Origin of the sequence: Qipengyuania gaetbuli (assembly GCF_020171365.1) — a bacterium.
GTDB classification, from domain to species: Bacteria; Pseudomonadota; Alphaproteobacteria; order Sphingomonadales; family Sphingomonadaceae; genus Qipengyuania; species Qipengyuania gaetbuli_B.
The window spans coordinates 53,692-79,637 of the sequence record NZ_JAIUZO010000001.1 but is presented as its reverse complement, the minus strand read 5'-3'; the positions used below and the strand labels follow the sequence as shown (position 1 = coordinate 79,637).

Below are 25,946 nucleotides of genomic sequence, written 5' to 3'. Positions count from 1 at the left end.
CGCGCAATCGTGTGATTGCGCGCCGCCCAGCCCCCCTGAAGGGTAAATCTGATCAGGCGTAAGCCGGTTCTTCCAGCGGACGCGCCGAGCGACGGCGACGGGTGCCAGCGAAAATCATCAGGGCAGCAAGGCCGAAGAGGATCATCATGTTCGGTTCGGGAACATCGTTGCCCGAGCTGGTGCTGGTGGTGACCTGGCGACCGGTGGCCGAGCTGATGTCGCCGGCGCCGGTGATCGACTGGTAGCGTACGAAGAAATCGTCGAGGGTCAGGCTGCTGAGCGCGCTGCCGAAGTTCAGCGAAAGCGTGCCGGTGCCGGTGTCGCCGTTGAAAACGCCGCCGCTGCCGCCGCCCGAGCAGGACTTCGAATTGCCGCCCTGGAAGCAGACGTCGACCGAGCCGACCTGGTTCGGATACTTGCCGCCGACGATGGCGTTGTCATAGGTGCCAGTGCTCGAAGCGCTGGCGATCGCCGGGTCGGTGTCGAAAGCGAAGCCCGAAACGCGCGAGGTGACGCCCGAGTCGGTCGTGTTGGTCAGCGAATATGCGAAGTTGTAGACGTTGCCGACAATCGAGCTGAGCGTGAGCGTCAGCTTCGCGCCGAGGCCATCGACCGTCACATTGCCGTCGACGAAGCCGTCGAAGTCGATCGTGTAGCTGTCGCCCACATTGGTGTTATCGAGCAGGATCGGTTCGGCAGCAGCCGGGGTGGCTGCAAGCAGGCCAAGGCCCGCGGCGACCGAAACGAAAGCGTGACGCATATTCATGTTACCTGCCCCTAAAAAGGTGAATAGCCATTTATCCAAGTTCATTCGCCATTACACGTTTCGAGGGCCAAGCGAATGCCTGAATTCGAACTGTCTCAACGAGGCACAGGATTTACCAGGAGGCTTATCACCGGTCCTGCTGGCGCAAGGCGATCTCGCTCATGAAGCGGGCATCGTCGCCGCGAGCAAGCCATTCCGCCTCTGCCGATATCGCCCCCAGCATGTCGGCCAGGTCGTCCATTTCCGCCTTGGCGTAATTGCCCAGCACATGGCCGGTCACCCGTTCCTTGCTACCGGGATGACCGATACCGATGCGCACACGGCGGAATTCGGGGCCGAGGTGCTGGTTGATCGAGCGCAGGCCGTTGTGGCCGGCGAGGCCACCGCCGCGCCTTACCTTGATCTTGAACGGTGCAAGGTCGAGCTCGTCGTGGAAGACGGTCAGGTCCTCGACACCCAGCTTGTAGAAGCGCAGCGCCTCGCCAACGGCGCGGCCGCTCTCGTTCATGAAAGTAGCGGGCTTCAGCAGGAGGACTTTCTCGCTGCCGATGCGGCCTTCCTGCACCCAGCCGGAGAACTTCTTCTGCACCGGCCCGAAGCCGTGCATGTCGGCAATGACATCGCATGCCATGAAGCCGACATTGTGCCGGTGCATCGCATATTGCGGTCCGGGATTTCCGAGGCCTGTCCAGATCTGCATGGCGGCAGGCCATAAAGCCTGCGTCGCCAAGGGCAAGGTGTCGCGTCAGTCGTGGACCGCGCGCACCAGCGGACCGAGCACTGGCGAGCCGCCCAGCCATTCGACCTGCGTCTTCGCGCAAACCTCGTTGATGGCCGCCTGCGGGATGCTGCCACCGCTCACCGGCACGCGGACCGGGCGGGTGCCGGGGGGCATGGCGAGGATACGGGCCATGGCATGCGGGATGTCCATCGGATTGGCGCTGCGGCCCGAGCCGTCTTCCTCGCCCATTCGCGCAACCACTTGCGGATAGCCCGAGGTGTGACGTTCGTCCGCGCGTGCCTTCAGTTCGCCCGAATAAACGTTGCGGTTGACCCAGACCTTCGTCGGGTATCCGCCGGGCTCGATCACGGTCACTTCGATATTGTGAGGGACCAATTCGTAGGCGAGCTGTTCGAACATCGCCTCCACCGCGAACTTGGTTGCGGAGTAATGGCCCGAGAACGGAACCATGACGCGGCCCAGCTGGCTGGAGATCGCGAAGATATGGCCGCTCTTCTTTGCCCGCATTCCCGGCAATACGGCGCGCACGAGGCGGTGGTAGCCGAAGACATTGGTGTCGAAGGCCAGCTTGGTGGCTTCCATGTCCTGCACTTCGACGGGTCCGGTGATGCCGACACCGGCATTGTTCACGAGGACGTCCATTGCTCCGCCGGCGATTTCTTCCGCCTTGGCTACGGCATCGCGCACCATGTCATCATCGAGCACGTCGAGTTCGAGGACGTGCAGGTCGAGGTTCTTCTCGGCCGCCAGCTTTTCCAGCTCCGCGCCTTCCGGGCGGGGCAGGTTGCGCATTGTGGCGAAGACCTTCGCGCCGAGTTCGGCGAAATGGATCGCGCTGAGCCTGCCGAAACCGCTCGAGCAGCCGGTGATGAGGATGGCCTTGCCCGACAGGTCGGGTGGGCTGGGGACTGTCTCGCCTTTCGCCTTGGTAGCAGCGGCAGCGAGTGCGCCCGTTGCGGCGGCTCCGGCGAGCAAGGTGCGGCGGTCGATGGCAGGCATGGCGTCTCTCCTCTGTCCGGGACGGGCCATAACGCATCGTGCGGGAATCGAAAACGCCGACCTCTTGCGAGGCCGGCGCTTCGTGTTTCGCTGGAAAAGCGCGAGGAGGGGCTTATTCGCCGCCTTCTGCTGCTTCTTCCTCTTCGCCTGCGTCATCGCCGGCATCCTGCTCGGTGGCCGGAACGTCGTCAGTAGCGGCTTCTTCGCCTTCGCTTTCGCTACGCTTGAGCGCCGAGGGAGCGACCAGCGTCGCAATGGTGAAGTCGCGGTCGGTGATGGCGCTTTCGGCGCCGGCCGGCAGGGAGACTTCGCTGATGTGGATCGAATCGCCGACATCCTTGCCGGTGACGTCGATTTCGATTTCGCTCGGGATCTTGTCCGCTTCGCAGATGAGGTCCAGCTCGTGACGGACGATGTTCAGCACGCCGCCCTTCTTGAGGCCGGGGCTCTTCTCTTCGTTGGCGAAAACAACCGGAACGTTGACTTCGACCTTCGCGCCCTTGGTCAGGCGGAGGAAGTCGACGTGCTCGGGACGGTCATTGACCGGGTGAAGCGACACGTCCTTGGGAAGGGTCTTCAGCTTCTTGCCGCCCAGTTCGATCTCGACGATCGAGTTCATGAAGTGGCCGGTGTTGAGCTGGCGCACCAGTTCCTTGGCCTCGACGTGGATCAGGGTGGGTTCTTCCTTGCCGCCGTAGATTACGGCGGGGACCCGGCCTTCGCGGCGCAGTTGACGGGAGGCTCCCTTGCCAGCCCGTTCGCGCGCCTCGGCCGGAAGGGTCAGAGCATCGCTCATGTCGCTTACCTTTCGAATGCGTTTGAGTAGTTCGGTCCGCCACGCCTCCAGGGATGACCATGACGCCGAAGGGCGCGCCTATAGCGGCATCGGGCATAAAAGCAAGCGGGAAGGCTTACTGGATCCGGCGCACCGTATATCCGCGCGCCTCGAGCAGGGCGGGCACCCCGTCGGGGCCGAGCAGGTGGCCCGCACCCACGGCGATCAGCGGCCTTGGTGCAGCCGTAAGCAGGTTCTCGATCTGCGCGGCCCAGGTGCGGTTGCGGTTCACGAGCAGGACTTCGCGCAACTCAGGGTCGGCCAGCATGCCTTCGCCGGTGATGTCTTCGAGTTTCTCCAGGTCGCCGTTCGACCAGATGGCGGCAAGATCGGGACGTTCCGCCCTAGGGCGACCTACTTCCTCTACGACCGAAAGGAGGAGGTCCACCTGCTCTTTTTCGGGCAATCCATCGAAGATGGCCAGCTGCGGCCCTGCACCTTCCAGCTCGAAAATCTCGCGGCTTGCGAAGTCGCCGAGCAGAACCTTGTCGGCGCCGAACTCCGGGGGATGGATGCGGCCGAGCTGCGCCAGGGCAAGGGCGGCTGCCCAGGTCTCCATCCCGTCGAGCGAGGCTGTGTCCATGCCGTTCTTTTCCAGCAGTCCCACCAAGCGCGCACGTTGCGCGGGTCCGAGCCTTTGCGCCAGGGGTGCAAGCGAGGGCGCGTCGGTGGCCAGTTTCTGGAACTGGGTTTCGAGCTGCGTGCGGTCGTCGAGACCCGAGACTTCGACCACGAGGAGATCGGCCCGCTCCTCGATCCCGTCGAAGAGGTCCGACTTCCAGTCGAGCTCTTCGGGCAGTGCGTGGACGGTGCCGAACAGCCACCCTTCCAGCGCGCCTGCCTCATCGGTGATTTCCCAGACCGCCGGATAGGTTTCGGCGGTTTCCTGCACGGGTTGCTGTTCCTGCCGGCAGGCTGCCAGCAGGAGCATCAACGGCAGGAAGAATAGCCCGGTTTTCACCTGACGCGGCTAACCTCGATGCCGCGGGCAGACAGGTAATCCTGAACACTCTTCTGTCCGGCGAGGTGCCCGGCACCCACCGCGATGAAGACCGCGCCGGGCTTGTCCAGACGCTCGTCGATCCATTCGGCCCAGCGTTCGTTCCGCTTAAAGAGAAGTGCATCGGCGAGCGTCGGGTCGGACAGGCCCATGTTCATGATCTTCGCCAGGTCGTCGGCATCGCCTTCCATCCATTCCGCGACCATCTGGTCCATCATGTTGACGATGGCCATGGGATCGCGCGCGGACGACATCAGGAATTCGACCTGCGCATCCGCCGGCAGCGTATCGAAGATGTCGATCTGGCTCTGGAGGGTCTCCAGCGCGGCGCGGGTGCGGTCCGGTCCGGCCTCGGTGTCGATCACCTTTTCCACGCCGCTTGCGGGGTCGTATCCCTTCTGCATCAGCGGAAGGACTGCCAGCGTCATGCCTGCGAACCACGGCTCGAATCGGTCGAAAGCGCCGGGCGGTAGGCCGAGCTTGCCCAGCGCGGCTTCGTAAACGGCGCGGTCTTCATCGCTCAGCGTATCGCGCAGGGACTGGTCCTGAGGCAACATGGCCTTGGCGGCAATGGCCATCTGGCTCGACGGGTCTTCCATCTCGCCTGCAGTGATCTCGGTCACAAGCGTGTCGGAACTGGCGAGCGCGCTGGCAATGTCCGGGCGAAACCAGTTCACATCGTCGGGCAGGGCATGGACGGTGCCGAACAGGTAGATCGTCGTATCCTCGTCGGCGACTTTCCACATGGCGGGGCCATTGGGTTCGGCCTTTGCAGCCGTGGCGGTTGCAGGCTCGACCTCGGTGGTGGCGCAGGCCGGAAGAGCCAGGAGCGCGATCGCCGATGAGGCAGCAAGGGCGGCAGTGCGAAGTTTCATTTTGGTAGTTCCTTGGCGAATCGGTGTTGCTGCATTCCGGCTCAGTCTGCCCGGCGGATTTGCCAGACCAGGCCCCAGACGGAAACGACGATAACGTAGACAATCATCGGGTCCTGCGGCGGGAGTAGTCCTGCGCGGGTGAGGATCCACCAGGTCGGCGCGATGAAGCCGTAAGCATAGATCGCGGCGACCGCACCCTTACCCGAAGCGGCCCGCTCGAACTCGTCGGCATTGCGGAACCAGTGGTAGGCAAGCAGCGGCAGCAGGAGGACATAGGCGCCGACCACGAACAGGGCGGGACCAAGCGGAAGCGGTCCATTGCTGAACACGCCGCCTTGGCCGGTCTGCAATTCGGTCAGGGCAAGGACGAGCCCGATCACGCCGCCCAGCACGCTAGAGGCGATCAGTGCCCAGTTCGCGCGCTTTGTCTTGGGTGACATCGGTTCGCCGAAGCGCATGTCCGGGCGCAGGCGGTAGACGAGGTATGCGCACAGCGCGCAGGCGGCCAGACCGCCGGCGAGAAGTCCGGCTGCCTTCATGCTGAGGTGGCCATGCTCAATGGCGGCACCCGACACGCCCACTACGAAGCCGAGCGCGAAGATCGCAGCGATGCCCAGCAGGACAAGTAGCAGCACGCGGCCGATCTTGGCGAGAAAACCGCCGGCGGCGGGCATGTCGATATCATTCGTGTCCGTCATCGAAGATCTCCTCGATAGGAAGGTTGAAAAGGCGCGAGATGCGAAAGGCGAGGGGCAGGGACGGATCGTGCTTGCCTGTCTCGATGGCGTTTACGGCTTGGCGCGAGACGTCGAGCCGGGCGGCCAGTTCGGCCTGGCTCCAGTCGTTCATCGCGCGAAGCACCTTGAGGCGGTTGTTCATGCGGTCTCCTGGTCCGGCTACGCCGTGCCGCGCAGGCGGGCCCACGCATTGGCGATGAAGAAGGAAGCGATGATCACCATTTCGCTGGCATCGCTGGCGTCGATATCCTGCCCGTTCTCGTAGCCCATCAGTCCGTCGATGAACCCCTCGGTGAAGGGCAGGAAGATGAGTACCGCGGCCGTGATTATGAACGCGGTGCTGGTGCCGGCCCGCCAGATGGCCGCCACGTATTCGTCGGCATTGCGCGTCCGGAACATGGTGATGATAGCGACGAAGAGGGTCATGATGGCCACGAAGTTCACCGCGCCGGGCAGGGTCACCAGTTCCGTCGATCGTACGACCAGTGCGATGAAAGCCATCAATGCGAGCAGGGTCGCAATATTGTGGCGACGAACCGATTTTTCGCGTTTCGTCAGCGGTTTGGCGGTCATGTCTGTCAGTCCCTGTTGAGTATATCGATGATCCGCCGGGGCGCCGTTGTCGCGTGACGCCCCGGCGAAACGGGCTCAGCCCTGCACATCGAGTTCGATGGCGGCGAAACGCTGGCTGCGGGCGGAGTCGATGACGTAGGCAACCTTGGGCGCGGCATCGGCCTTGGCGGCGAGGCGGCAGGCGGTTTCCTGGCGGCGGAGTTCGGCATCGTAGCCGTCGACGCGGCACATGCGCCGGATCGCCTGGTCCATGCGCTTGTCGAGCTTGTCCTGGCCGGCCTTGGTGGAAAGATCGAGGTCGGTGATGTTCACGGACGCGGACGGTGCGTCCTGGGCCATGGCAGCCGAGGGAATTGCGAACAGGGCGGCGGGGATAACGATGGTCTTTTTCATGTCAGGTCTCCAGCTTGGATGTTGGGTCCAGTGGTTAGGTCAACCTTCCTTTGTGTCAGGTTGTATTGACTATATGTCCTGATTCGCTGACAATGTCAACACTACCTGACATCATGTCGCGACTACCTGTCTTCAGGGCGTGTTTTGCAGGCGGCCATTGACCCTTTTTCGCGCTTCCTCCATTGCGCCGCGCCATGGACCGTAATCCGCGCAAATCCTTCCAGGACATGATCCTCGCGCTCCACGATTTCTGGAGCGCGCACGGCTGTCTCATCCTCCAGCCCTATGACATGCGCATGGGGGCAGGGACCTTTCACACGGCGACCACGCTTCGCGCGCTTGGTCCCGAACCGTGGAATGCGGCTTTCGTGCAGCCCTGCCGGCGTCCGACCGACGGCCGTTACGGCGAAAACCCGAACCGGCTGCAGCACTATTACCAGTACCAGGTGATCCTGAAGCCGAGCCCGCCGGACATCCAGGACCTCTACCTCAAGAGCCTCGAGGTGATCGGGATCGATCCGCTGAAGCACGATATCCGTTTCGTGGAAGACGACTGGGAAAGCCCGACACTGGGCGCCTGGGGCCTTGGCTGGGAAGTCTGGTGCGACGGGATGGAAGTCACCCAGTTCACCTATTTCCAGCAAATGGGCGGCTTCGACTGCAAGCCGGTCGCGGGCGAGCTGACCTATGGGCTCGAACGCCTCGCCATGTACATCCAGGGCGTCGACAACGTCTACGACCTCGACTTCAACGGGCAGGGCGTCACCTATGGCGACGTCTTCCTCGAGAACGAGAAGCAGATGTCGAAGTGGAACTTCGAGGTCGCCGAAACGGATGCGCTGTTCGACCTGTTCAACAAGGCCGAGGCCGAGTGCAAGAACGCGCTCGCGCATAACGTCCCCATCGCTGCCTACGAGCAGGCGGTGGAGGCCAGCCACATCTTCAACCTCCTTCAGGCGCGCGGCGTGATCAGCGTGCAGGAACGCGCCAGCTACATGGGCCGCGTCCGCGATCTGGCGCGCGGGGCCTGCGAAGCGCACATGGAAAAGGAAGCGCCCGTGTGGGCCGAGAAATATCCGGAGTGGTCGAAATGAGCGACTTCCTCCTCGAACTGCGCAGCGAAGAAATCCCCGCCCGCATGCAGGCGGGTGCGCGCGACGAACTCGAAAAGCTGTTCCGGCGCGAAATGGAAGCCGCCGGCGTCACGGTTGGCGACATTACCGTGTGGTCGACCCCGCGTCGTCTCGCGCTGATCGCGCACGGCCTTCCGCAAGCGACCGAAGCGGTGAGCGAGGAAGCCAAGGGCCCGCCCGAAGGCGCACCCGAGCAGGCGATCGAGGGCTTCTGCCGCAAGAACGGCGTCACCCGCGACCAGCTGGAACTGCGCGACGTGAAGGGCCGCAGCACCTATTTCGCCGTGATCGAAAAGCCGGGCAAGGCGACCAGGGACCTGCTCGCCGAAGCGATCCCCGCGATTATCCGCGACTTCAGCTGGCCCAAGTCGATGCGCTGGGGCGCTGCCTCCATGAGCACCGAAAGCCTTCGCTGGGTTCGCCCGCTCTCGGGCATCGTCGCACTACTGGGTGACGACGTGGTCGAGTGCGAGGTACATGGTGTGAAAAGCGGTCGCGAAACTGCGGGCCATCGCTTCCATGGCATCAGGAAATCCGATCCGAAGTCGCGCAATTTCGGGCTGCCGGTCGAGTTTTTCAAAGACAAGAACCCGACTGTTCTGAACAGCAACGGCATGATCGAAATCGGTAATCCCGACGACTATCAGCGCAGACTCTTTGATGCCCATGTGATTGTCGACCATAGGCTTCGCGAGGAAGAAATCAGGATTGGCGCAATGGCCGCCGCGAAGGGTGCAAGTCTCAAGCTGGTCGAGGACGAGGGTCTGGTGGTCGAGAACGCCGGCCTTACCGAATGGCCCGTCCCGCTGCTCGGCCGGTTCGAGGAAGATTTCCTCGAGGTCCCGCCCGAGACGATCCAGCTTACCGCGCGCGTGAACCAGAAGTATTTCGTCTGCGAGGACGATAAGGGCAATCTCGCCAACGCCTTCATCTGCACCGCGAATATCGAGGCGGAAGACGGCGGCGCGCGCGTTGTCGACGGCAACCGCAAGGTCCTCGCCGCCCGCCTGTCCGACGCGCGCTTCTTCTGGGACGTCGACCGCAAGAAGACGCTCGCCGAGCACGCCGAAGGCCTCAAGCGCATCACCTTCCACGAAAAGCTGGGCACCGTCGCCGACAAGGTCGAGCGCGTGGCCAAGCTGGCCCGCTGGCTGGTCGAGGAAGGCGTGGTCAAGGGCGCCGACCCCGACATGGCCGAACAGGCCGCGCGTCTCGCGAAGGCCGACCTCGTCACCGAGATGGTCGGCGAGTTCCCCGAACTGCAGGGCCTGATGGGCGGCTACTACGCCCGCGCCGAGGGCCTGCCCGATGCCGTCGCCGACGCGATCCGCGATCACTACAAGCCGGTCGGGCAGGGCGATGACGTGCCGACTGCGCCTGTCACGGTGGCGGTGAGCCTGGCGGACAAGCTGGATACGCTGCGCAGCTTCTTCTCCATCGACGAGAAGCCTACCGGATCGAAGGATCCTTTCGCGCTTCGCCGTGCGGCTCTCGGCGTCATTCGCATCCTGCAGGATAACGGTCTTCGTTTCGGCGTGGCGCAGGGCGATCTGCTCGATTTCTTCGCCGACCGCCTCAAGGTCCAGCAGCGCGAGGCCGGGGTCCGCCACGACCTTATCGACGCGGTCTTCGCGCTCGGCGGCGAAGACGATCTCGTCCGCCTGCTCGCCCGGGTGAAGGCGCTCCAGTCCTTCATGGAAACTGAGGACGGGGCCAACCTGCTCGCCGGATACAAGCGGGCGGCCAATATCCTCAAGAAGGAAGACTGGCACGGCGCGGAAGGCGAAATCGCGCGCACCGGCGAGGAAGACCCGCTCGCGCTGGTCGACGATCCCGACATGAAGGCGGTGATTGATGCCAAGATGGCCCTCCGCCATGCGAAAGAGCTTTCCTACGAGCCGGAGCTTGCCGAAAAGGCGCTGATGGATGCATTGGCGACTTCGGAACCGGCAGCAGCCCAAGCCATCGAGGCGGAGGACTTCTCCGGCGCGATGGCGGCGCTCGCCGGCCTTCGTGCACCGATCGACCGCTTCTTCGACGAAGTGACGGTAAACGCGGATGAAGAAAACAAGCGGGCACATCGTCTCGACCTGCTTGCAGCCTTCCGTGCTGCAGTGCACAAAGTCGCCGACTTCAGCCGGATCGAAGGCTGATCCGGTTTATCTGCATGGACTGTGTTCCATGTGTTCCAAGCTGTAGGAACTGCCTTGATGAGTAACGACACGGTCTTCACCTTCGGCGGCAATGCACCGCATACGAATGCAAGGCAGAAGGACAAGACCGTCACCGGCGGCAAGGGCGCGAACCTTGCCGAAATGGCCAGCATCGGCCTGCCGGTCCCCCCGGGCTTCACCATCGCGACCGAGGAATGCCTGAGGTACCTCGCCGAAGGCGGCGACTTCTCGGACAAGCTGCGCGCCGATGTGGCAGAAGCGCTCGCCCATATCGAACGCACGGTCGGCAAGGGCTTTGGCGATGCCTCGGACCCGCTGCTGGTGTCGGTCCGTTCGGGTGCGGCGGTGTCGATGCCGGGCATGATGGACACCGTCCTCAACCTCGGCCTCAACGACGAGACGGTGAAGGGGCTTGCCTCCGCCTCGGGCGACGAACGCTTCGCCTGGGACAGCTATCGCCGCTTCGTGCAGATGTACTCCGACGTGGTGCTCGGTCTCGACCATGGGCTCTTCGAGGAAGCGCTCGAAATCGCCAAGGAAGACGCGGGCTACTACGCCGATACCGAGATGACCGCCGACGACTGGAAGTCGCTGGTCGCCGAGTACATGCGCATCGTCGACGAGGAGCATGACGCCCCGTTCCCGCAGGACCCGACCGAGCAGCTATGGGGCGCGATCCGCGCCGTGTTCGACAGCTGGGACAGCGAACGCGCCAAGGTCTACCGCCGCCTCAACGACATCCCGCACGACATGGGCACTGCCGTGAACGTGCAGGCGATGGTGTTCGGCAACATGGGCGATACCAGCGCCACTGGCGTTGCCTTCACCCGCGATCCCTCCACCGGCGAGCGTGCATACTACGGCGAATGGCTGGTCAATGCGCAGGGCGAGGACGTGGTCGCCGGCATTCGCACGCCGCAGTACCTCACCAAGGCCGCGCGCGAGGCCGCCGGTGCAAAGCCGCTGAGCATGGAAGAGGCGATGCCCGAAGCCTATGCCGAGCTCGCCCGCCTGTTCGACCTGCTGGAGCGCCACTATCGCGACATGCAGGACATCGAGTTCACCGTGCAGCAGGGCAAACTCTGGCTGCTCCAGACCCGCAACGGCAAGCGCACCGCCAAGGCCGCGCTCAAGCTGGCGGTGGACATGGTGGGCGAAGGCCTGATCGACGAGAAGACCGCCATCCTGCGGGTTGATCCCATGGCGCTTGACCAGCTGCTCCACCCGACGCTCGACCCCGATGCCCCGCGCGACGTCCTGACCACCGGCCTGCCGGCATCGCCGGGCGCGGCGAGCGGCAAGATCGTGCTCGATGCCGACACGGCGGAAGTCTGGGCCAATCGCGGCGAGAAGGTCATCCTCGTGCGCGTCGAGACGAGCCCGGAAGACATCCACGGCATGCACGCCGCGACCGGCATCCTGACCGCGCGTGGCGGCATGACGAGCCACGCGGCCGTGGTGGCCCGCGGCATGGGGCGTCCCTGCGTCTCCGGCGCATCCCAGGTCGCGATCGCCCGCGAAGGCCGCACGCTGACCATCGGCAATCGCGAGCTGAAGGAAGGCGACACCATCACCATCGATGGCGCCAACGGCCAAGTCATGGCGGGCGAGGTCGCAACGATCGAGCCGGAGCTGGCCGGTGACTTCGGCGTGCTGATGGAATGGGCCGACAGGCATCGCCGGATGCGCGTGCGCACCAATGCGGAAACCGAGACCGAATGCCGCATGGCGCGCCAGTTCGGCGCGGAGGGCATTGGCCTCTGCCGCACCGAGCATATGTTCTTCGATGCGGATCGCATCAGCCTCGTGCGCCAGATGATCCTGGCTGAAAACGAGGCGGGTCGCCGGGCTGCGCTAGACCAGCTGCTTCCCGAGCAGCGGGCCGACTTCGTCAAGATCTTCGAGGTCATGGCCGGCCTGCCGTGCACTATCCGCCTGCTCGACCCGCCGCTCCACGAATTCCTGCCGCATGGCGATGCCGAGTTCGAGGAACTTGCCAAGGCCACGGGCAAGACCGTCGACCAGCTGCGCCGCCGGGCGGGCGAACTCCACGAATTCAACCCCATGCTGGGCCATCGCGGGTGCCGTCTCGGGATCACCTATCCCGAGATCTACGAGATGCAGGCGCGGGCCATCTTCGAGGCTGCCTGTGAAGTGGCCAAGAGCTCCGGCGAGGCACCGGTGCCGGAAATCATGATCCCGCTGGTCGCGACCAAGCGCGAGCTCGAGCTGTTGAAGGAAACGGTCGATCGAGCCGCGGCTTCCGTGTTCGATGTGTTGGGCTGCAAGGTCGACTATCTCGTCGGCACGATGATCGAGCTGCCCCGCGCGGCCCTCATGGCAGGCGAAATCGCGGAAGTGGGAGAGTTCTTCAGCTTCGGCACGAACGACCTCACCCAGACCACGCTTGGCGTCAGCCGCGACGATGCAGGCCGGTTCCTCACGACCTATGTCGACAGGGGCATCTTCGCGCGCGATCCCTTCGTCAGCCTCGATGTCGAGGGTGTCGGGCAGCTGGTCGAACTGGCGGCAGAGCGGGGCAGGGCGACGCGTGGGGGCCTGAAGCTCGGCATTTGCGGCGAACATGGCGGGGATCCGGCCAGTATCGCCTTCTGCGAAGAGACCGGCCTCGATTACGTCAGCGCCTCGCCCTACCGCGTGCCGATTGCCCGGCTCGCGGCGGCCCAGGCCAGCTTGCGCAAGGCACCTTCCTAGTCCTTCCAGCCCGTCAGGGTCAGGATTTCGAAGGCCTCGGTCACGCGGCCCTGTTTGCCGGCTCCTTCCAGGAAGGCAATCCGGGCCCGCTCGAGTTCTGTGCGCGACAGCGGCGGGGCCTGCGTCGCAAGGCTGGATGTGAGGCTCTGGTCGCGGAGGTCGGAGACGAGGCGGTTGAGCGAGGAGAAGGCCACCTCGAGCGTCCGGCTGTCGACCACTTGCCGCCTGAAAAGCGCCCGCTGCATCAGGGCCGACGCTGCGGCATTGTCGACCAGCGGATGCATACGCGGTGCTGGCCTGTCGGGCTCTGCTGCGATCATGGCGCGGCGCAGGTTTGGAAGGGACCCGGCACCGATCAGGCTGGCGATCAGGATGCCGTCCTTTGCCAGCGCGGCGCGCAGGTGCAGAAGTGCTCCAGGCAGGTCGTTCACCCGTTCGAGCGAGGCGAGGCTGACGATGAGATCATAGGGACCGGAGGGAAGGGGCGCTTCCTCGTCCAGCGTCCGCACATCGGTCTCTTCGACCTTCGCACCATTCCCGCGCAGGGACAGTGCCAGCGTGCCCGTCCAGTCGCCGATCACAAGGACGCGTGCCGGCGACAGGCGCATGAATTCGAGCCGTTCGAGTATGTCCTCCACCATGTCGTCCATGATATAACGTGCGGCATCGCGCTGCGACTGGCGCACCAACGCGCGGCGCAGTCCGGCGATGCGGCGAGGACGCGAGAAAATGCGGGGAGGCGACCGTGTTTCCATCGCGCAGGCCCCTGCCGCCCTTGCCAGCGCGATGCAAGCACGTCATCTGAGCAAGAATGGGGAAAGGGCGATATTTCAGGAAGATATTGCGCGAAGGTGCAGCGCCGATCGTCGACCTCGTCTACCCGCCACGCTGCCCGGCCTGCGGCGAGGGAATCGGCGAACAAGGCGGGCTGTGCGCTTCCTGCTGGGAGGACCTGGCCATCCCGACCGATCCCTCCTGCGCGGCCTGCCAGCGGCCATTCGGATCGTCAGGGGTATCGGAAGGCGGGCTGTGCCTTCCCTGCATGGCGAAGCCGCCCTTGCATGACGGCATCGCTGCCGGAACGCTCTACACGGAAACCTCCCGCAAGCTGGTGCTGGCTTTCAAGCATGGCGGACGGATCGCGATGGCGCCGATGCTGGCCCGGCTCATTGCGGCGCGCGTTCCGTCCGGATCGCCCGAAAGGCTTATCGTGCCGGTGCCGCTACACCGCTGGCGGTTGTGGCGGCGCGGTTTCAACCAGGCCGCCCTGCTGGCTCGCGAGCTGGAGAAGCTCGGTTGCGGCACCCTCTGTGTGGACCAGCTGGAGCGGCACAAGGCTACCGAGAGCCTCGGCGGCAAGGGCCGCAGGGAGCGCGAAAAGGTTCTATCGGGTGCGATTGCCCTTTCTGGAAAGGGCATCTGGCAGGTGCAAGGACGCGATGTACTTCTGGTCGATGATGTTCTCACCAGCGGTGCGACGTCTTCGACCTGCGTGAAGGTGCTGAAGAAAGCCGGGGCGCGGTCGGTCGTCATTGCCTGCTTTTCGCGGGTGCTCGACGAGGCGCTCGACCATGCTGCCTAAACGAAACGCCCGGGACCTTGCGATCCCGGGCGCCACGTGACGAAATACACCGGACCGGCCTTGCGGCCAAGATGCAGCCCCCCAGCATGCATCGGGTCCTATCCCTCATCGTTACCGGATGCGCCGCGCAAATACCCCCGCGCGGCCGCGTATCCGGGACCCCCAAAACCCGAGCATTCTGCGAAAGCCCGCGATCCGGTTGACAGGCCTCACATTGCCTGCAGGAGGAACATTCCTCAAACGGGTCGATCATTGAATAGAGTTCTGCCGAGAGTGTCGATTTTGAAACCCGCTTGTGGTTATCCTGCAACAAGCTGTCGTATTTTTACAAAACGGAACACGAAACATGGCCGAAGACTCCAACCAGCGCGAAATGGGGCAGGCATTCATGCCCAAGTTCGATGCGAACGGCCTGCTCAGCGCAGTGGTGGTGAACGCTGCGAATCGCGAAGTCCTGATGGTCGCTTTCATGGACGAGGAAGCCATTGCGGCGACGCAGAGTACTGGCCTTGCCCACTTCCATTCGCGTTCGCGCGGCAAGCTCTGGCAGAAGGGCGAAAGCTCCGGAAACGTGCTCAAGGTGCGCGAAATCCTCGTCGATTGCGACCAGGACGCGCTGATCCTAGTGTGCGAACCGGCCGGACCGACTTGCCACACGGGTGCGACCAGCTGTTTCTATCGCAGGCTGGAAGACGGTGTTCTCCAACCCGTCAAGACTTGACGCTTACGTAAACGTTGCGGTAGAGGGGGCTCATGGCCCAACCGCTTCAAAACACGCCGTCGAATGACGAAACCGACCGTCGCCATGCGGGCGCCCATCTGGAGCGTCCGGACAAGCTCGAGCGGGAACAGTTTTCGATTTCCGATCTCACCAGCGAGTTCGAGTGCACCGCGCGCGCGCTGCGCTTCTACGAAGACGAAGGGCTGATCGCCCCGTCGCGCGTCGGGCTTACCCGCATTTACTCCAAGCGCGACCGCGCGCGCCTGGCCTGGATCATGCGGGCGAAGAACGTGGGCTTCTCGCTCACCGAAATCCGCGAGATGATCGACCTTTACGACCTTGACGACGGCCGCGCCGAACAACGCCGTGTGACGCTGGAAAAGTGTCGCAAGCACGTCGCCAAGCTCAAGGCGCAGCGCGCCGACATCGACAGCTCGATCAAGGAACTGACCGAGTTCATCACGCTTGTCGAAGAGCAGCTGGACTGAATTCGCTTTCCTCCCCGGCGAGAAGCCAAAGCCAAAGACAACCTCTCTCCAAGGACCCAACATGCCCGTCTACACCGCACCCACCCGCGACACGCGCTTCATCATCAACGAAGTGCTCGACCTCGCCAGCTACGGAAACCTTCCGGGCTTCGAAATGGCGACCGACGACGTCACCGATGCCGTGATCAACGAGGGCGGAAAGTTCTGTGCGGAAGTCCTCGCACCGCTCAATCGCATCGGTGACGAGCATGGCTGCGTGCGCAACGAAGACGGTTCGGTCACGACGCCTCCGGGGTTCAAGGACGCTTTCGACCAGTTCCGCGAAGCAGGTTGGGGCACGCTGGCCCATTCGGAGGAATTCGGCGGTCAGGGTATGCCCCATGTCCTCGGCTTCGTGATGGAAGAATTCATCTCCAGCGCCAACCAGGCCTTCGGCATGTATCCGGGCCTCACCAATGGTGCGATTTCCGCGCTGGTCGCCAAGGGTTCCGACGAGCAGAAGGCGATGTACTTGCCCAAGATGGTCTCGGGCGAGTGGACTGGCACAATGAACCTGACCGAGCCGCATTGCGGCACGGACCTCGGCATGATCCGCACCAAGGCCGTTCCGAATGGTGACGGTTCCTATTCGATCACGGGTACGAAAATCTTCATCTCGGCCGGCGAACACGACATGTCGGAGAACATCATCCACCTCGTGCTGGCCAAGACGCCCGGCGCCCCGGACAGCACCAAGGGCATCTCGCTCTTCGTGGTGCCGAAGTTCATCGTCAACGACGACGGCACGCCGGGCGAGCGCAACGGCGTGATGTGCGGCTCGATCGAGCACAAGATGGGCATCCACGGCAACTCGACCTGCGTGCTCAACTACGACGGCGCAACGGGCTGGATGGTCGGCGAAGAGAACAAGGGCCTCGCCGCCATGTTCATCATGATGAATGCTGCGCGCCTCGGCGTCGGCATCCAGGGCCTCAGCCAGGCCGAGGTCGCCTATCAGAACGCCGTCGCCTACGCGCTCGACCGCCGCCAGGGCCGTGCCCTGACCGGTCCGGCAGAGCCCGAGGCGCAGGCCGACCCGATCTTCGTCCATCCCGACGTTCGCCGGATGCTGATGGATGCCAAGGCCTTCACCGAAGGCATGCGCGCGCTCGCCCTGTGGGGCGGCCTGCTGGTCGACCTGACCCGCAAGGCGCAGACCGAGGAAGAGCGCGAGCAGGCAGATCTCCTGCTTGGCCTGATGACGCCGGTCATCAAGGGTTACGGCACCGACAAGGGCTATGAAGTCGCGACCAACATGCAGCAGGTCTTCGGCGGCCACGGCTACATCGAGGAATGGGGCATGAGCCAGTTCGTGCGCGATGCCCGTATCGCCCAGATCTACGAAGGCACCAACGGTGTGCAGGCGATGGACCTTTGTGGCCGCAAGCTGGCCCAGAAGGGCGGCGCAGCGGTCCAGGCCTTCTTCAAGCACGTCGGTGAGGAAATCGCTGCAGCGAAGGAAATCGATGAGCTCAAGGACATGGCCGAACAGTTGGAAAAGGCCCTCGGCCAGCAGCAGGCCGCGACCATGTGGTTCATGCAGAACGCCATGCAGAACCCGAACCACCTCGGTGCGGGTGCGCATCACTACATGCACATCATGGGCATCGTGACGCTGGGCCTCATGTGGCTGAAGATGTCCAAGGTGGCCCATGCCAAGCTCGGCACTGCCGGCGACGACAAGGCATTCTACGAACAGAAGCTGGCCACCGCGCGCTATTACATGGACCGTTACCTGCCCGATGCCGGCGCACTGCGCCGCAAGCTGGAAGCGGGCTCGGACAGCCTGATGGCTCTGGGCGAAGAGGCATTCGCTACCGCCGCCTGATCGGGTTTCACATCAAAAGCGAAGGGCGCCCCCCGCGAGGGAGGCGCCCTTTCTTTTTGCCCTTCCGGCTTACTCGGCTGCTGCATCTGCGCCGTCGGATCCAAGCTTGGCGTTCTTCACATAGCGGTCGAACCAGTCGATCATTTCGGCCAGCGTGTGGAGGATGTTTTCTCGTCCGCGATAGCCGTGGCTTTCATGCGGTAGCATGACGAGGCGAGCAGTGCCGCCCGTACCCTTGATCGCGGCGAACATGCGTTCGGATTGCTCGGGGAAGGTGCCCGAGTTGTTGTCCTTTTCGCCGTGGATCAGCAGCATCGGCTCGTTGATCTTGTTCGCCGCCATGAAGGGCGACAGCTTGTAATAGGTCTCTTGCGCATCCCAGAACACGCGACGTTCCGACTGGAAGCCGAACGGGGTGAGCGTGCGGTTGTAGGCACCAGAGCGGGCAATGCCTGCGCGGAAGATGTCGCTCTGGGCCAGCAAGTGCGCGGTCATGAAGGCGCCGTAGCTGTGGCCGCCCACACCGACGCGGTAGCCGTCACCGAAGCCGAGCCGGACGGTCTCGTCCACGGCAGCCTGTGCCGACGCGACGATTTGCTCGATGAAAGTGTCGTTCACCGTCTCCGGGTCGCTGCCCACGACCGGCATCGCCGCGCGGTCCATGATGGCATAGCCCTGCATCAGGAAGAACAGGTGCGAATAGCTGCCGACGCGGGTGAAACGGTAATTGGAATCGCGCACCTGGCCTGCGGTGGAAGCATCGTTGAATTCCTGCGGATAGGCCCAGACGACCACCGGAAGCTTTTCGCCTTCCTTGTAGTTCGGCGGGAGATAGAGCGTCGCGGTCAGGTCTACTCCGTCGTCACGCTTGTAAGTGATGAGCCTGCGTTCCACGCCGCTCAGTTCGGGGTGCGGATCGGGGAAGTTCGTCAGGAAACGCGCCTCACCTCCGCTGTGGAGGCGGATGTTCCCGGGATCGGACGGGCTTTCATAATAGGTGATGAAGCGGCTGCCGTCGTCGGCGATGACATCGAGCACGCTTTCATAGCTTTCACCCGAATTGCGCCAGAGCTCGGTGGTCTCGAGCGTGGCAAGATCCCAGCGGCGCAGGAAGGGCCGATTGCCTTCGGGGCTGGCACCCTGTCCCGACAAGAGGAGCGCGCCATTGTCGACGATGGCAACGCCGTAACCTGCATCGTTGCGCTTGGTCAGCGGGCTGCCCGGGTCGTTATAGGCATCCTGCACATTGCGCAGGTTGAGCACGCGCGGTTCGGCCGTTCCGGTCACATCGACCAGCGTTTGGCGCACTTCGCGCGTGTCGCGGTCGTATTCGACGAGGATCATGTCGTCCGTGTCCTCGAGGCCGAGGCTGCCGACATAGCGATCTTCCATCGTCGCGATGCGGCGGCCTTCTCCGGTAAAGGGGGCGCCGAGTGCGAAGACCGCATCGCGCTCGTCGGTCTTGACCCGCGGGTCGCCGCCGTCGAGCGCTTCCGCCCAGATCACCATCGCATCTTCATTGGGATGCCAGCCGATCGAGCGGCGTCCGGTCTCCACGCCCTGCACTGGCAAATTGTCGATCAGCGGACGTTCGCGGACCATGCTGACCAGCTTGCCATCCATCGTGTAGATGGCGGTTTTCATCGGGAAGCTGCTGTAGGGAACCTGGTAGGAGAAGGGCTTCTCGATCCACGTCGCCATCAGGTACTTCCCATCAGGCGAGGGGGCTGCGCCGAGGTAGATTTTCGGTCCGAGCAGCTTCTTCGATTTACCGGTAGCCGGGTCGATGATGACGGGCTGGCTGGTGGTCAGCCATTCGAACAGCGCCTCGTCATAGGGATTTTCGAGCATGTCCTGGTAGGTTCGGGTCTGCGCTTCCTCGCCGCCCGCCGCATCCTGGATTGCTGGCCCGCTGGGAGTGAGCGATTCCACCGGCATGGGACCACGCTTTTCGGGAATGGTCAGTGCAAGGACGCGGCCATCGGCAAGGAAGCGCGGCTCGGCGAAAATGGCATTGAGGCCGCGATCGAGCAGCGTCGAGACCTTGGCGCTCTTCACGTCCATCACGTGCAGCGACATTCCGTCGGCAAAGGTGTTGCTGAAGACGACCTTGTCGCCATCCTTCGACCAGCCCACTTCGGAAATGTCCGCTTCGGACGGCAAGGCGACCTTGCGCGTCTCGCCCGTTGCAATGTCCTGAATGGAGAGGCCCACGACATTGCGCGGATTGTGCACGTCGTTGATCGAGACATCGAGCCTGAGGCCGGCAAGCCGCTCCATCGGCTTGGCGATTTCCGAAACCGGGGGAAGGGCTTCGCGCTCCATCAGCAGCATGGTCGAACCGTCGGGCGAGATGGAGACCGAGGGCGAGGGCGCCCGCGTCACGATATCGGCGATGGCCGGCGGCGGAGTGTCGTAAGTCGACTGCGCAGCGAGCGGCGTGGCAGCGGTCGCGATCGCAATCGCGACCAGGCTGGAAAAGCGATACATGTCAGTCCCCCAAAAGATTTGGCGGGACCAGCCTAAAGCCTTGTCTCGAAACGCCAATGCAATTGGCAGGGACGGGGGCGCCTTTCGTCGAAAAGCGCCCCTGCCTCAGGTCACTCGGTCGGGAGGAAATCGGGTACCGAAAGGTAGCGCTCGCCCGTGTCGTAATTGAAGCCAAGCACGCGGCTGCCCGCGGGTAGATCGGAGAGCTTCTGCGCTATGGCGGCGAGCGTGGCGCCGCTCGAGATCCCGACCAGCAGGCCTTCGGTCACGGCGCATCGTCGCGCCCATTCCTTGGCGTCTTCCGGGTCGACCTGGATGGCACCGTCGATCGACTGGGTGTGCAGGTTCTCGGGAATGAAACCAGCTCCGATGCCCTGAATGGGGTGAGGTCCGGGCTGTCCGCCGTTGATCACGGGCGAAAGCGTCGGTTCGACGGCAAAGGCCTTCATGGCGGGCCAGCTATCCTTCAGCACCTCGGCGCAGCCCGTCAGGTGTCCGCCGGTGCCGACGCCGGTGATCATCACGTCGACCGGCGTATCTGCGAAATCGGAAAGGATTTCCTGCGCGGTCGTGCGCTTGTGGACTTCGAAATTGGAAGGGTTGTCGAACTGGCTCGGCATCCAGGCGCCTTCGGTCTGCTCGACCAGCTCCTGTGCGCGGGCGATCGCGCCCTTCATGCCGCCTTCCTTGGGTGTGAGATCGAACTTCGCCCCATAGGCGAGCATCAGGCGGCGACGCTCGATGCTCATGCTCTCGGGCATGACCAGCACGAGGGTATAGCCCTTGACTGCCGCGGCGATGGCGAGGCCGATACCGGTGTTTCCGCTGGTCGGTTCGATGATCGTGCCGCCCTGCTTGAGACGGCCGGATTTCTCCGCGTCCTCGATCATGGCAAGGCCGATGCGGTCCTTGATCGAACCGCCGGGATTGGCGCGTTCGTTCTTCACCCAGACCTCGTGGTCGGGGAACAGGCGCGCGAGGCGGATGTGGGGCGTGCCGCCGATGGTTTCGAGGACGGACTGGGCTTTCATGGGGTCTGCTCCTGCAGCTTTCCGGTGGGGGTATCTTCCTGCAATTCCTCGGGCGGGTCAAAGGTCCGGGTGGTTCGCAGGACGGGGAAAATCTTCGACCAGAGGGCGACCGTCAGGATCGCACCGCCGCCACCGCCGACCACAGCCGCGACCGGCCCGATGGCGTAGGCCAGACTGCCCGAAAAGAAATCGCCGAACTCGTTGGAGGCACTGATCGTCAGCAGGCTGACCGACGAGACGCGCCCGCGCTTGTCGTCAGGCGTGTGGAGCTGGATCAGCGATTGACGGATATAGACGCTGAACATGTCCGCCGCGCCCACGATGAACAGCATGGCAAGGCTGAGCGGCATGGACGTGGACAGGCCGAAAACGATCGTCGCTGCGCCGAAGATGGCGACGGCCCACAGCATCTTGGGTCCGACATTGTTCTGCAGCGGGCGGAAAGAAAACCACAGCGCGGTCAGCGCCGCACCCACGGCAGGCGCCATGGCAAGCTGGGCGAGGCCGGTTTCCCCGACCTCGAGGATGTCGCGCGCGTACACGGGGAAGAGCGCCGTCGCGCCGGCCAGGAATACCGCGAAGAGATCCAGCGTGATGGCGCCGAGCACCATCTTGTTGCGCACCACGTAACGCAGGCCTTCCACCATCTGGTGGATTGGTCGCTTGTTCGCCTCGCGCGGGGGCTGGGGCACCTTGCCGATGAGCGACAGCGCGGTCATTGAGACCAGGAACAGGACCCCTGCCGCCGCATAGGGCGAGAAGGGCTCGATGGCGTAAAAATAACCGCCCAGTGCGGGCCCTACGATCATGCCGACCTGCCATGAAATGCTCGACAGGGCGATGGCATTGGGAAGGATCGCCTTTGGCACGAGGTTGGGTGCAAGGGCGGAAAGCGCAGGGCCGGAGAAGGCTCGCGCTATCCCTAGCAGCACCGCGACAGCGAAGATCCAGGCGAGCGAAAGCGTATCGCTGGCCGTCAGCCAAGCGAGCAGTACCGCACACACAAACTGCAGCGCTACCGTCAGGCGAGCGAGGTTGCGCCGGTCGAAATGATCCGCCGCCCACCCGGAAAACGGGGTCAGGATAAACAGGGGGACGAATTGCAGCAGGCCGATCAGTGCCAGCTGGCCCGACGCCTCTGCCACACCCATCCCGCCGTCGCGCGCGATATTGTAGGTCTGCCAGCCGATGATCAGCATCATCGCGTACTGGGCCAGCGTCATCGACAGGCGCGAAATCCAGTAGGCGCGGAAATTCGCGATGCGCAGCGGCGATGTGTCGGGGGAAGGGGGCGTGTCGGTCTCTCTCACGCCCAACGCATGGCAGGCGCCCCTTCGCTTGTGAAGAGACGCCTGCTTGCGCGTTCAGAAATGAATGTTGGGCAGCCTAGCGCAGGCGGCGCAGGCGCGGGTTCGGCTGCAGCGTGTCGATCAGCGACAGGAAGTCGTCGACGCGGATGATGCGCTCGAACTGGAAACCGGCGCGATTGTCGCGGCTCCAGATGCAATAGGCTTCGATGCGGCCGATGACGGGCAGGCGAACGACGACGCGGTCGCCGCGCGCAACGTCCTGCGCATCGTCGATCATGAACCCGTTGGCCGAGATATTTGCGATATGCATGCGCATGTCGCCACGGCTGTGGTGTTCAGCGATAACCGGGTGGTCGACCGGGTGGCGCGCCAGGCGGCGCTGGTCGGTGACGCTGAGTTGTGCTCCGGCACTCATGCGAGACGATCCCTTGCTTTTGACAAACCTTATCCCTGCAACTTGCCCGCAAAAGGCAAATATCCGGTTAACCGAACTTGTAGGGTGAGAATTTTCTCAGCGGCGCAGGATCGCGTGCTTCTTCTTGCCCAGCGAAAGCTTGACCTCGACGCCTTCGGCAATCTCCACCAGGTGACCGGGATCGCTCACCGTCTCGCCGTCCAGCTTGACCGCGCCTTCAGCCAGCTTGCGCTTGGCTTCGCCGTTCGAGGCGGTGAACCCCAGTGCAGTCAGGGCCGCGCCAATGCGCACGCCTTCCTCGCCGACCGACAGGGTTGGAAGATCCTCGCCAGCGCCGCCACCGGCAAAGGTCTCGGAGGCGGTTTTTTCCGCCAGTGCGGCAGCTTCCGCGCCGCGCACAAGTTTGGTCACTTCGTTGGCGAGGACGGTCTTGGCGCTGTTGATCTCGGCTCCTTCCAGCGCCTCGAGACGAGAGATCTCGTCCAGCGGAAGATCGGTGAACAGGCGCAGGAAACGGCCCACGTCGCGGTCGTCGACATTGCGCCAGTACTGCCAGAAATCGTAGCTCGGCAGCTGCTCCTCGTTGAGCCACACGGCGCCGGCGGCGGTCTTGCCCATCTTGGACCCGTCCGCAGTGGTCAGCAGCGGGGTGGTCAGGCCGAACAGGTCGCTGCCGTCCATCCGGCGCGCCAGTTCCATGCCGTTGACGATATTGCCCCACTGGTCGCTGCCGCCCATTTGCAAACGGCAGCCGTAACGCTGCGCCAGCTCGCGGAAATCGTAGGCCTGCAGGATCATGTAATTGAATTCGAGGAATGTCAGCGGCTGTTCGCGCTCGAGCCGCAGCTTGACCGAATCGAATGTGAGCATCCGGTTGATCGTGAAATGCGGCCCGACGTCGCGCAGCAACTCGATGTAGCCGAGCTGGCTCAGCCATTCGTCATTGTTGACCATGACCGCATCGGTCGGCCCGCCGCCAAAGGTCAGCAGGCGTTCGAACACCTTGCGGATACCGGCGATGTTTGCGTCGATATCTTCGTTGGTGAGCATCTTGCGGCTTTCGTCCTTGCCGGATGGATCGCCCACCTTGGTCGTGCCGCCGCCCATCACGACGATGGGCTTGTGTCCGGCCTGCTGGAGGCGGCGCAGCATCATGATCTGGACGAGGCTGCCGACATGCAGGCTTGGCGCGGTGGCATCGAAGCCGATATAGCCGGGCACCACTTGGCTGGCGGCGAGGGCATCGAGTCCCTCCACATCGGTGACCTGGTGGATGTAGCCGCGCTCTTCGAGCACGCGCAGGAGTTCGGATTGGTGACTGCTCATGACAGGCCGCCCGCTAGCAGGAACGAGGCCCCGTGCAAACGCATGAACTGATCGCGCATCCCGCCTTTCCACCTCTCGAGGTCACAAGCGTGCAGGCACGGATCATCGGCCGGGATGCCGATTGGCTGAGACTTCGCTGGCGGGTGGAGGGTTCTTCGCGCCTCATCGTGCCACAGTTCGCGGGCAGGGGCAGGGCCGACGAGCTTTGGAAAACCACCTGTTTCGAGATGTTTCTCAACCCCATGGAGGGCGAAGCTTACTCGGAATGGAATCTCTCGCCGTCCGAGCGATGGAACGCTTACGACTTTTCCGGCTACCGAGACGGCATGTCCGAACGGCCCGTTCCCCGGGAGCCCGCGTGCACCATGCGGCTCGGCAGCAGTTTCGCGATTTTCGATGCTGCGCTTCCCAACTCTGCCCTGCCTGACGCCCCCAGCGCGATGGGCCTGACCTGCGTCATCGAGGAAGAGGGCGGCATCAAGAGCTTCTGGGCGATGGATCATGGGAAAGATCAGCCGGATTTCCACGATGCGTCTTGCTTCAAGGCGGAGCTTGGGCCACCCAACGCGGCATGAAATTCGGTATCGATCGCCTGCTCACACAGGCCGAACTTCGCGCTCCCCTCGAAGGCAAGCGTGTCTCGCTTGTCGCGCATCCGGCGTCGGTCACGGCGCAGCTCGACCATTCGCTCGACGCGCTGATTGCGCGCGGTATCAATGTCACCTCCGCCTTCGGACCGCAGCACGGACTCAAGGGTGACAAGCAGGACAACATGGTCGAAACCGCGGACGAAACCGATCCGCGCCACGGCATCCCCGTTTTCAGCCTCTACGGCGAGGTGCGCCGTCCGACCGGCCAGATGATGAGCACGGCGGACGTCTTCCTGTTCGATCTGCAAGACCTCGGCTGCCGCATCTACACCTTCGTGACGACCTTGCTTTACCTGCTCGAGGAAGCGGCCAAGGGCGGGAAGGAAGTCTGGGTTCTCGACCGCCCCAATCCCGCTGGGGGACCAGTCGAGGGCACGCTGCTGGTGCCGGGGCAGGAGAGTTTCGTCGGCGCAGCGCCCATGACAATGCGCCACGGCATGACCATGGGCGAGATGGGGCGCTGGTTCGTCGACCATTTCAAGCTCGACGTGGACTATCGCGTGATCGAGATGGAAGGCTGGAAGCCCGGCAAGGCACCCGGTTACGGTTGGCCGGATGACCGGGTGTGGATCAACCCCAGCCCTAATGCCGCCAACGTCAACATGGCCCGCGCCTATGCCGGCACTGTCATGCTGGAAGGCACCACGCTGAGCGAGGGCAGGGGCACCACCCGCCCGCTGGAGGTCCTGTTCGGCGCGCCCGATATCGATGCACCCTCAGTCCTGGCAGAAATGCGCCGGCAGGCGCCGAGCTGGCTACGCGGCTGCGCCTTGCGCGAATGCTGGTTCGAACCGACCTTCCACAAGCACGCAGGAAAGCTGTGTAACGGTCTGATGATCCACGCAGAAGGTCCGTTCTACGACCATCATGAATTCAAGCCCTGGCGGCTTCAGGCACTGGCCTTCAAGGCCATCCGCACGCTGTACCCGGACTACGAGATCTGGCGCAACTTTCCCTATGAATACGAGTTCGACCGGCTCGCGATCGACGTGATCAACGGCGGGCCGTCACTTCGCGAATGGGTGGACGATAGCGAGGCCGAGGCGGGTGATCTCGACGAGATCGCTTCCCGCGACGAGGCAGCATGGCGCGAAACCATCGCGCCGCACCTCATTTATAGCTGA

25 protein-coding genes are annotated in these 25,946 nt (G+C 63.7%); 9 read left to right on the top strand and 16 right to left on the bottom strand.

The annotated features are described in order from the left end of the window. Positions 1-52: 52 nt before the first annotated feature. The 10 genes from LCL94_RS00375 to LCL94_RS00330 all read right to left on the bottom strand — a co-directional run bounded on the left by LCL94_RS00375 (position 53) and on the right by LCL94_RS00330 (position 6,920). Entirely contained in the window at positions 53-766 is a 714-nt protein-coding gene (locus tag LCL94_RS00375; RefSeq protein WP_224830518.1) for a cistern family PEP-CTERM protein, read from the bottom strand. Between the two features lie 127 nt (positions 767-893). Further along, entirely contained in the window at positions 894-1,466 is a 573-nt protein-coding gene (gene pth, locus LCL94_RS00370) for an aminoacyl-tRNA hydrolase (protein WP_224830517.1), read from the bottom strand. A 45-nt stretch (positions 1,467-1,511) separates the two neighbouring features. Next, positions 1,512-2,507 (bottom strand): SDR family oxidoreductase, encoded by a 996-nt coding sequence (locus tag LCL94_RS00365; RefSeq protein ID WP_224830516.1) that lies wholly within the window; start codon positions 2,505-2,507, stop codon positions 1,512-1,514. Between the two features lie 112 nt (positions 2,508-2,619). Beyond that, complete coding sequence (locus LCL94_RS00360) at positions 2,620-3,303, bottom strand: 50S ribosomal protein L25/general stress protein Ctc (protein WP_224830515.1); 684 nt, start codon at positions 3,301-3,303, stop codon at positions 2,620-2,622. Positions 3,304-3,418: 115 nt separating this feature from the next. After that, entirely contained in the window at positions 3,419-4,303 is an 885-nt protein-coding gene (locus LCL94_RS00355) for a TraB/GumN family protein (protein WP_224830514.1), read from the bottom strand. Continuing rightward, complete coding sequence (locus LCL94_RS00350; protein ID WP_224830513.1) at positions 4,300-5,217, bottom strand: TraB/GumN family protein; 918 nt, start codon at positions 5,215-5,217, stop codon at positions 4,300-4,302. The genes LCL94_RS00355 and LCL94_RS00350 overlap by 4 nt, the downstream gene beginning before the upstream one ends. 41 nt (positions 5,218-5,258) lie before the next feature. Continuing rightward, positions 5,259-5,915, bottom strand: coding sequence for a hypothetical protein (locus LCL94_RS00345; protein ID WP_224830512.1), 657 nt, complete (start codon positions 5,913-5,915; stop codon positions 5,259-5,261). Beyond that, positions 5,899-6,096, bottom strand: coding sequence for a helix-turn-helix transcriptional regulator (locus tag LCL94_RS00340; RefSeq protein WP_160607163.1), 198 nt, complete (start codon positions 6,094-6,096; stop codon positions 5,899-5,901). Before LCL94_RS00340 ends, LCL94_RS00345 begins: the two co-directional genes overlap by 17 nt. A gap of 17 nt (positions 6,097-6,113) precedes the next feature. Continuing rightward, positions 6,114-6,527 (bottom strand): hypothetical protein, encoded by a 414-nt coding sequence (locus tag LCL94_RS00335; protein ID WP_224830511.1) that lies wholly within the window; start codon positions 6,525-6,527, stop codon positions 6,114-6,116. Positions 6,528-6,602: 75 nt separating this feature from the next. After that, entirely contained in the window at positions 6,603-6,920 is a 318-nt protein-coding gene (locus LCL94_RS00330) for a UrcA family protein (protein ID WP_224830510.1), read from the bottom strand. Positions 6,921-7,114: 194 nt separating this feature from the next. Between LCL94_RS00330 and LCL94_RS00325 the strand changes: the two genes are divergently transcribed. The 3 genes from LCL94_RS00325 to ppdK are packed head-to-tail and all read left to right on the top strand — an operon-like array spanning position 7,115 to position 12,942. Beyond that, a complete protein-coding gene (locus LCL94_RS00325; RefSeq protein WP_222553281.1) occupies positions 7,115-8,014 on the top strand; it encodes a glycine--tRNA ligase subunit alpha in 900 nt (299 codons plus the stop codon). Then, positions 8,011-10,206 carry a glycine--tRNA ligase subunit beta gene (gene glyS / locus LCL94_RS00320; RefSeq protein ID WP_224830509.1) on the top strand — a complete coding sequence of 732 codons (2,196 nt, stop codon included), beginning with the start codon at positions 8,011-8,013 and terminating at the stop codon, positions 10,204-10,206. The genes LCL94_RS00325 and glyS overlap by 4 nt, the downstream gene beginning before the upstream one ends. A 57-nt stretch (positions 10,207-10,263) precedes the next feature. Next, complete coding sequence (ppdK, locus tag LCL94_RS00315; RefSeq protein WP_224830508.1) at positions 10,264-12,942, top strand: pyruvate, phosphate dikinase; 2,679 nt, start codon at positions 10,264-10,266, stop codon at positions 12,940-12,942. Here ppdK and LCL94_RS00310 read toward each other — a convergent pair. Then, the gene (locus LCL94_RS00310; RefSeq protein WP_224830507.1) at positions 12,939-13,697 is read right to left on the bottom strand and encodes a methyltransferase domain-containing protein; all 759 of its coding nucleotides are present in this window, start codon (positions 13,695-13,697) and stop codon (positions 12,939-12,941) included. The genes ppdK and LCL94_RS00310 overlap by 4 nt on opposite strands. Before the next feature lie 56 nt (positions 13,698-13,753). On the opposite strand from LCL94_RS00310, the gene LCL94_RS00305 reads away from it, so the two are divergent. The 4 genes from LCL94_RS00305 to LCL94_RS00290 all read left to right on the top strand — a co-directional run bounded on the left by LCL94_RS00305 (position 13,754) and on the right by LCL94_RS00290 (position 17,600). Then, positions 13,754-14,524, top strand: a complete 771-nt coding sequence (locus LCL94_RS00305) for a ComF family protein (RefSeq protein WP_224830506.1) — start codon at positions 13,754-13,756, stop codon at positions 14,522-14,524. Between the two features lie 346 nt (positions 14,525-14,870). After that, positions 14,871-15,245 carry a phosphoribosyl-AMP cyclohydrolase gene (gene hisI / locus LCL94_RS00300; protein WP_224830505.1) on the top strand — a complete coding sequence of 125 codons (375 nt, stop codon included), beginning with the start codon at positions 14,871-14,873 and terminating at the stop codon, positions 15,243-15,245. 32 nt (positions 15,246-15,277) lie between these two features. Next, the gene (locus LCL94_RS00295) at positions 15,278-15,733 is read left to right on the top strand and encodes a MerR family transcriptional regulator (RefSeq protein ID WP_160607154.1); all 456 of its coding nucleotides are present in this window, start codon (positions 15,278-15,280) and stop codon (positions 15,731-15,733) included. A gap of 61 nt (positions 15,734-15,794) precedes the next feature. Then, positions 15,795-17,600, top strand: a complete 1,806-nt coding sequence (locus tag LCL94_RS00290; RefSeq protein ID WP_224830504.1) for an acyl-CoA dehydrogenase C-terminal domain-containing protein — start codon at positions 15,795-15,797, stop codon at positions 17,598-17,600. Positions 17,601-17,669: 69 nt separating this feature from the next. Here the strand turns inward: LCL94_RS00290 and LCL94_RS00285 are convergent, their stop codons facing one another. The 5 genes from LCL94_RS00285 to tyrS form a co-directional block, all read right to left on the bottom strand. Then, positions 17,670-20,090: a prolyl oligopeptidase family serine peptidase gene (locus LCL94_RS00285; RefSeq protein ID WP_224830503.1), complete on the bottom strand. Its 2,421-nt coding sequence runs from the start codon at positions 20,088-20,090 to the stop codon at positions 17,670-17,672. A gap of 110 nt (positions 20,091-20,200) precedes the next feature. Further along, positions 20,201-21,121: a cysteine synthase A gene (gene cysK / locus LCL94_RS00280; protein ID WP_224830502.1), complete on the bottom strand. Its 921-nt coding sequence runs from the start codon at positions 21,119-21,121 to the stop codon at positions 20,201-20,203. Then, entirely contained in the window at positions 21,118-22,431 is a 1,314-nt protein-coding gene (locus tag LCL94_RS00275; RefSeq protein ID WP_224830501.1) for an MFS transporter, read from the bottom strand. The genes cysK and LCL94_RS00275 overlap by 4 nt, the downstream gene beginning before the upstream one ends. Before the next feature lie 76 nt (positions 22,432-22,507). Continuing rightward, entirely contained in the window at positions 22,508-22,846 is a 339-nt protein-coding gene (locus LCL94_RS00270; protein WP_160607149.1) for a PilZ domain-containing protein, read from the bottom strand. Between the two features lie 96 nt (positions 22,847-22,942). Continuing rightward, positions 22,943-24,172: a tyrosine--tRNA ligase gene (gene tyrS, locus LCL94_RS00265; protein WP_224830500.1), complete on the bottom strand. Its 1,230-nt coding sequence runs from the start codon at positions 24,170-24,172 to the stop codon at positions 22,943-22,945. Between the two features lie 32 nt (positions 24,173-24,204). Between tyrS and LCL94_RS00260 the strand changes: the two genes are divergently transcribed. Further along, entirely contained in the window at positions 24,205-24,747 is a 543-nt protein-coding gene (locus LCL94_RS00260) for a DOMON-like domain-containing protein (RefSeq protein ID WP_224830499.1), read from the top strand. Continuing rightward, positions 24,744-25,946 (top strand): exo-beta-N-acetylmuramidase NamZ domain-containing protein, encoded by a 1,203-nt coding sequence (locus LCL94_RS00255; protein ID WP_224830498.1) that lies wholly within the window; start codon positions 24,744-24,746, stop codon positions 25,944-25,946. The genes LCL94_RS00260 and LCL94_RS00255 overlap by 4 nt, the downstream gene beginning before the upstream one ends.

What these genes read in the sequence shown, in the direction of transcription:
- LCL94_RS00375 (WP_224830518.1), bottom strand. Translation starts at nt 766, where the DNA reads ATGAATATGCGTCACGCTTTCGTTTCGGTCGCCGCGGGCCTTGGCCTG.
- pth (WP_224830517.1), bottom strand. Translation starts at nt 1,466, where the DNA reads ATGCAGATCTGGACAGGCCTCGGAAATCCCGGACCGCAATATGCGATG.
- LCL94_RS00365 (WP_224830516.1), bottom strand. Translation starts at nt 2,507, where the DNA reads ATGCCTGCCATCGACCGCCGCACCTTGCTCGCCGGAGCCGCCGCAACG.
- LCL94_RS00360 (WP_224830515.1), bottom strand. Translation starts at nt 3,303, where the DNA reads ATGAGCGATGCTCTGACCCTTCCGGCCGAGGCGCGCGAACGGGCTGGC.
- LCL94_RS00350 (WP_224830513.1), bottom strand. Translation starts at nt 5,217, where the DNA reads ATGAAACTTCGCACTGCCGCCCTTGCTGCCTCATCGGCGATCGCGCTC.
- LCL94_RS00345 (WP_224830512.1), bottom strand. Translation starts at nt 5,915, where the DNA reads ATGACGGACACGAATGATATCGACATGCCCGCCGCCGGCGGTTTTCTC.
- LCL94_RS00340 (WP_160607163.1), bottom strand. Translation starts at nt 6,096, where the DNA reads ATGAACAACCGCCTCAAGGTGCTTCGCGCGATGAACGACTGGAGCCAG.
- LCL94_RS00335 (WP_224830511.1), bottom strand. Translation starts at nt 6,527, where the DNA reads ATGACCGCCAAACCGCTGACGAAACGCGAAAAATCGGTTCGTCGCCAC.
- LCL94_RS00330 (WP_224830510.1), bottom strand. Translation starts at nt 6,920, where the DNA reads ATGAAAAAGACCATCGTTATCCCCGCCGCCCTGTTCGCAATTCCCTCG.
- LCL94_RS00325 (WP_222553281.1), top strand. Translation starts at nt 7,115, where the DNA reads ATGGACCGTAATCCGCGCAAATCCTTCCAGGACATGATCCTCGCGCTC.
- glyS (WP_224830509.1), top strand. Translation starts at nt 8,011, where the DNA reads ATGAGCGACTTCCTCCTCGAACTGCGCAGCGAAGAAATCCCCGCCCGC.
- ppdK (WP_224830508.1), top strand. Translation starts at nt 10,264, where the DNA reads ATGAGTAACGACACGGTCTTCACCTTCGGCGGCAATGCACCGCATACG.
- LCL94_RS00310 (WP_224830507.1), bottom strand. Translation starts at nt 13,697, where the DNA reads ATGGAAACACGGTCGCCTCCCCGCATTTTCTCGCGTCCTCGCCGCATC.
- LCL94_RS00305 (WP_224830506.1), top strand. Translation starts at nt 13,754, where the DNA reads ATGGGGAAAGGGCGATATTTCAGGAAGATATTGCGCGAAGGTGCAGCG.
- hisI (WP_224830505.1), top strand. Translation starts at nt 14,871, where the DNA reads ATGGCCGAAGACTCCAACCAGCGCGAAATGGGGCAGGCATTCATGCCC.
- LCL94_RS00295 (WP_160607154.1), top strand. Translation starts at nt 15,278, where the DNA reads ATGGCCCAACCGCTTCAAAACACGCCGTCGAATGACGAAACCGACCGT.
- LCL94_RS00290 (WP_224830504.1), top strand. Translation starts at nt 15,795, where the DNA reads ATGCCCGTCTACACCGCACCCACCCGCGACACGCGCTTCATCATCAAC.
- LCL94_RS00285 (WP_224830503.1), bottom strand. Translation starts at nt 20,090, where the DNA reads ATGTATCGCTTTTCCAGCCTGGTCGCGATTGCGATCGCGACCGCTGCC.
- cysK (WP_224830502.1), bottom strand. Translation starts at nt 21,121, where the DNA reads ATGAAAGCCCAGTCCGTCCTCGAAACCATCGGCGGCACGCCCCACATC.
- LCL94_RS00270 (WP_160607149.1), bottom strand. Translation starts at nt 22,846, where the DNA reads ATGAGTGCCGGAGCACAACTCAGCGTCACCGACCAGCGCCGCCTGGCG.
- tyrS (WP_224830500.1), bottom strand. Translation starts at nt 24,172, where the DNA reads ATGAGCAGTCACCAATCCGAACTCCTGCGCGTGCTCGAAGAGCGCGGC.
- LCL94_RS00255 (WP_224830498.1), top strand. Translation starts at nt 24,744, where the DNA reads ATGAAATTCGGTATCGATCGCCTGCTCACACAGGCCGAACTTCGCGCT.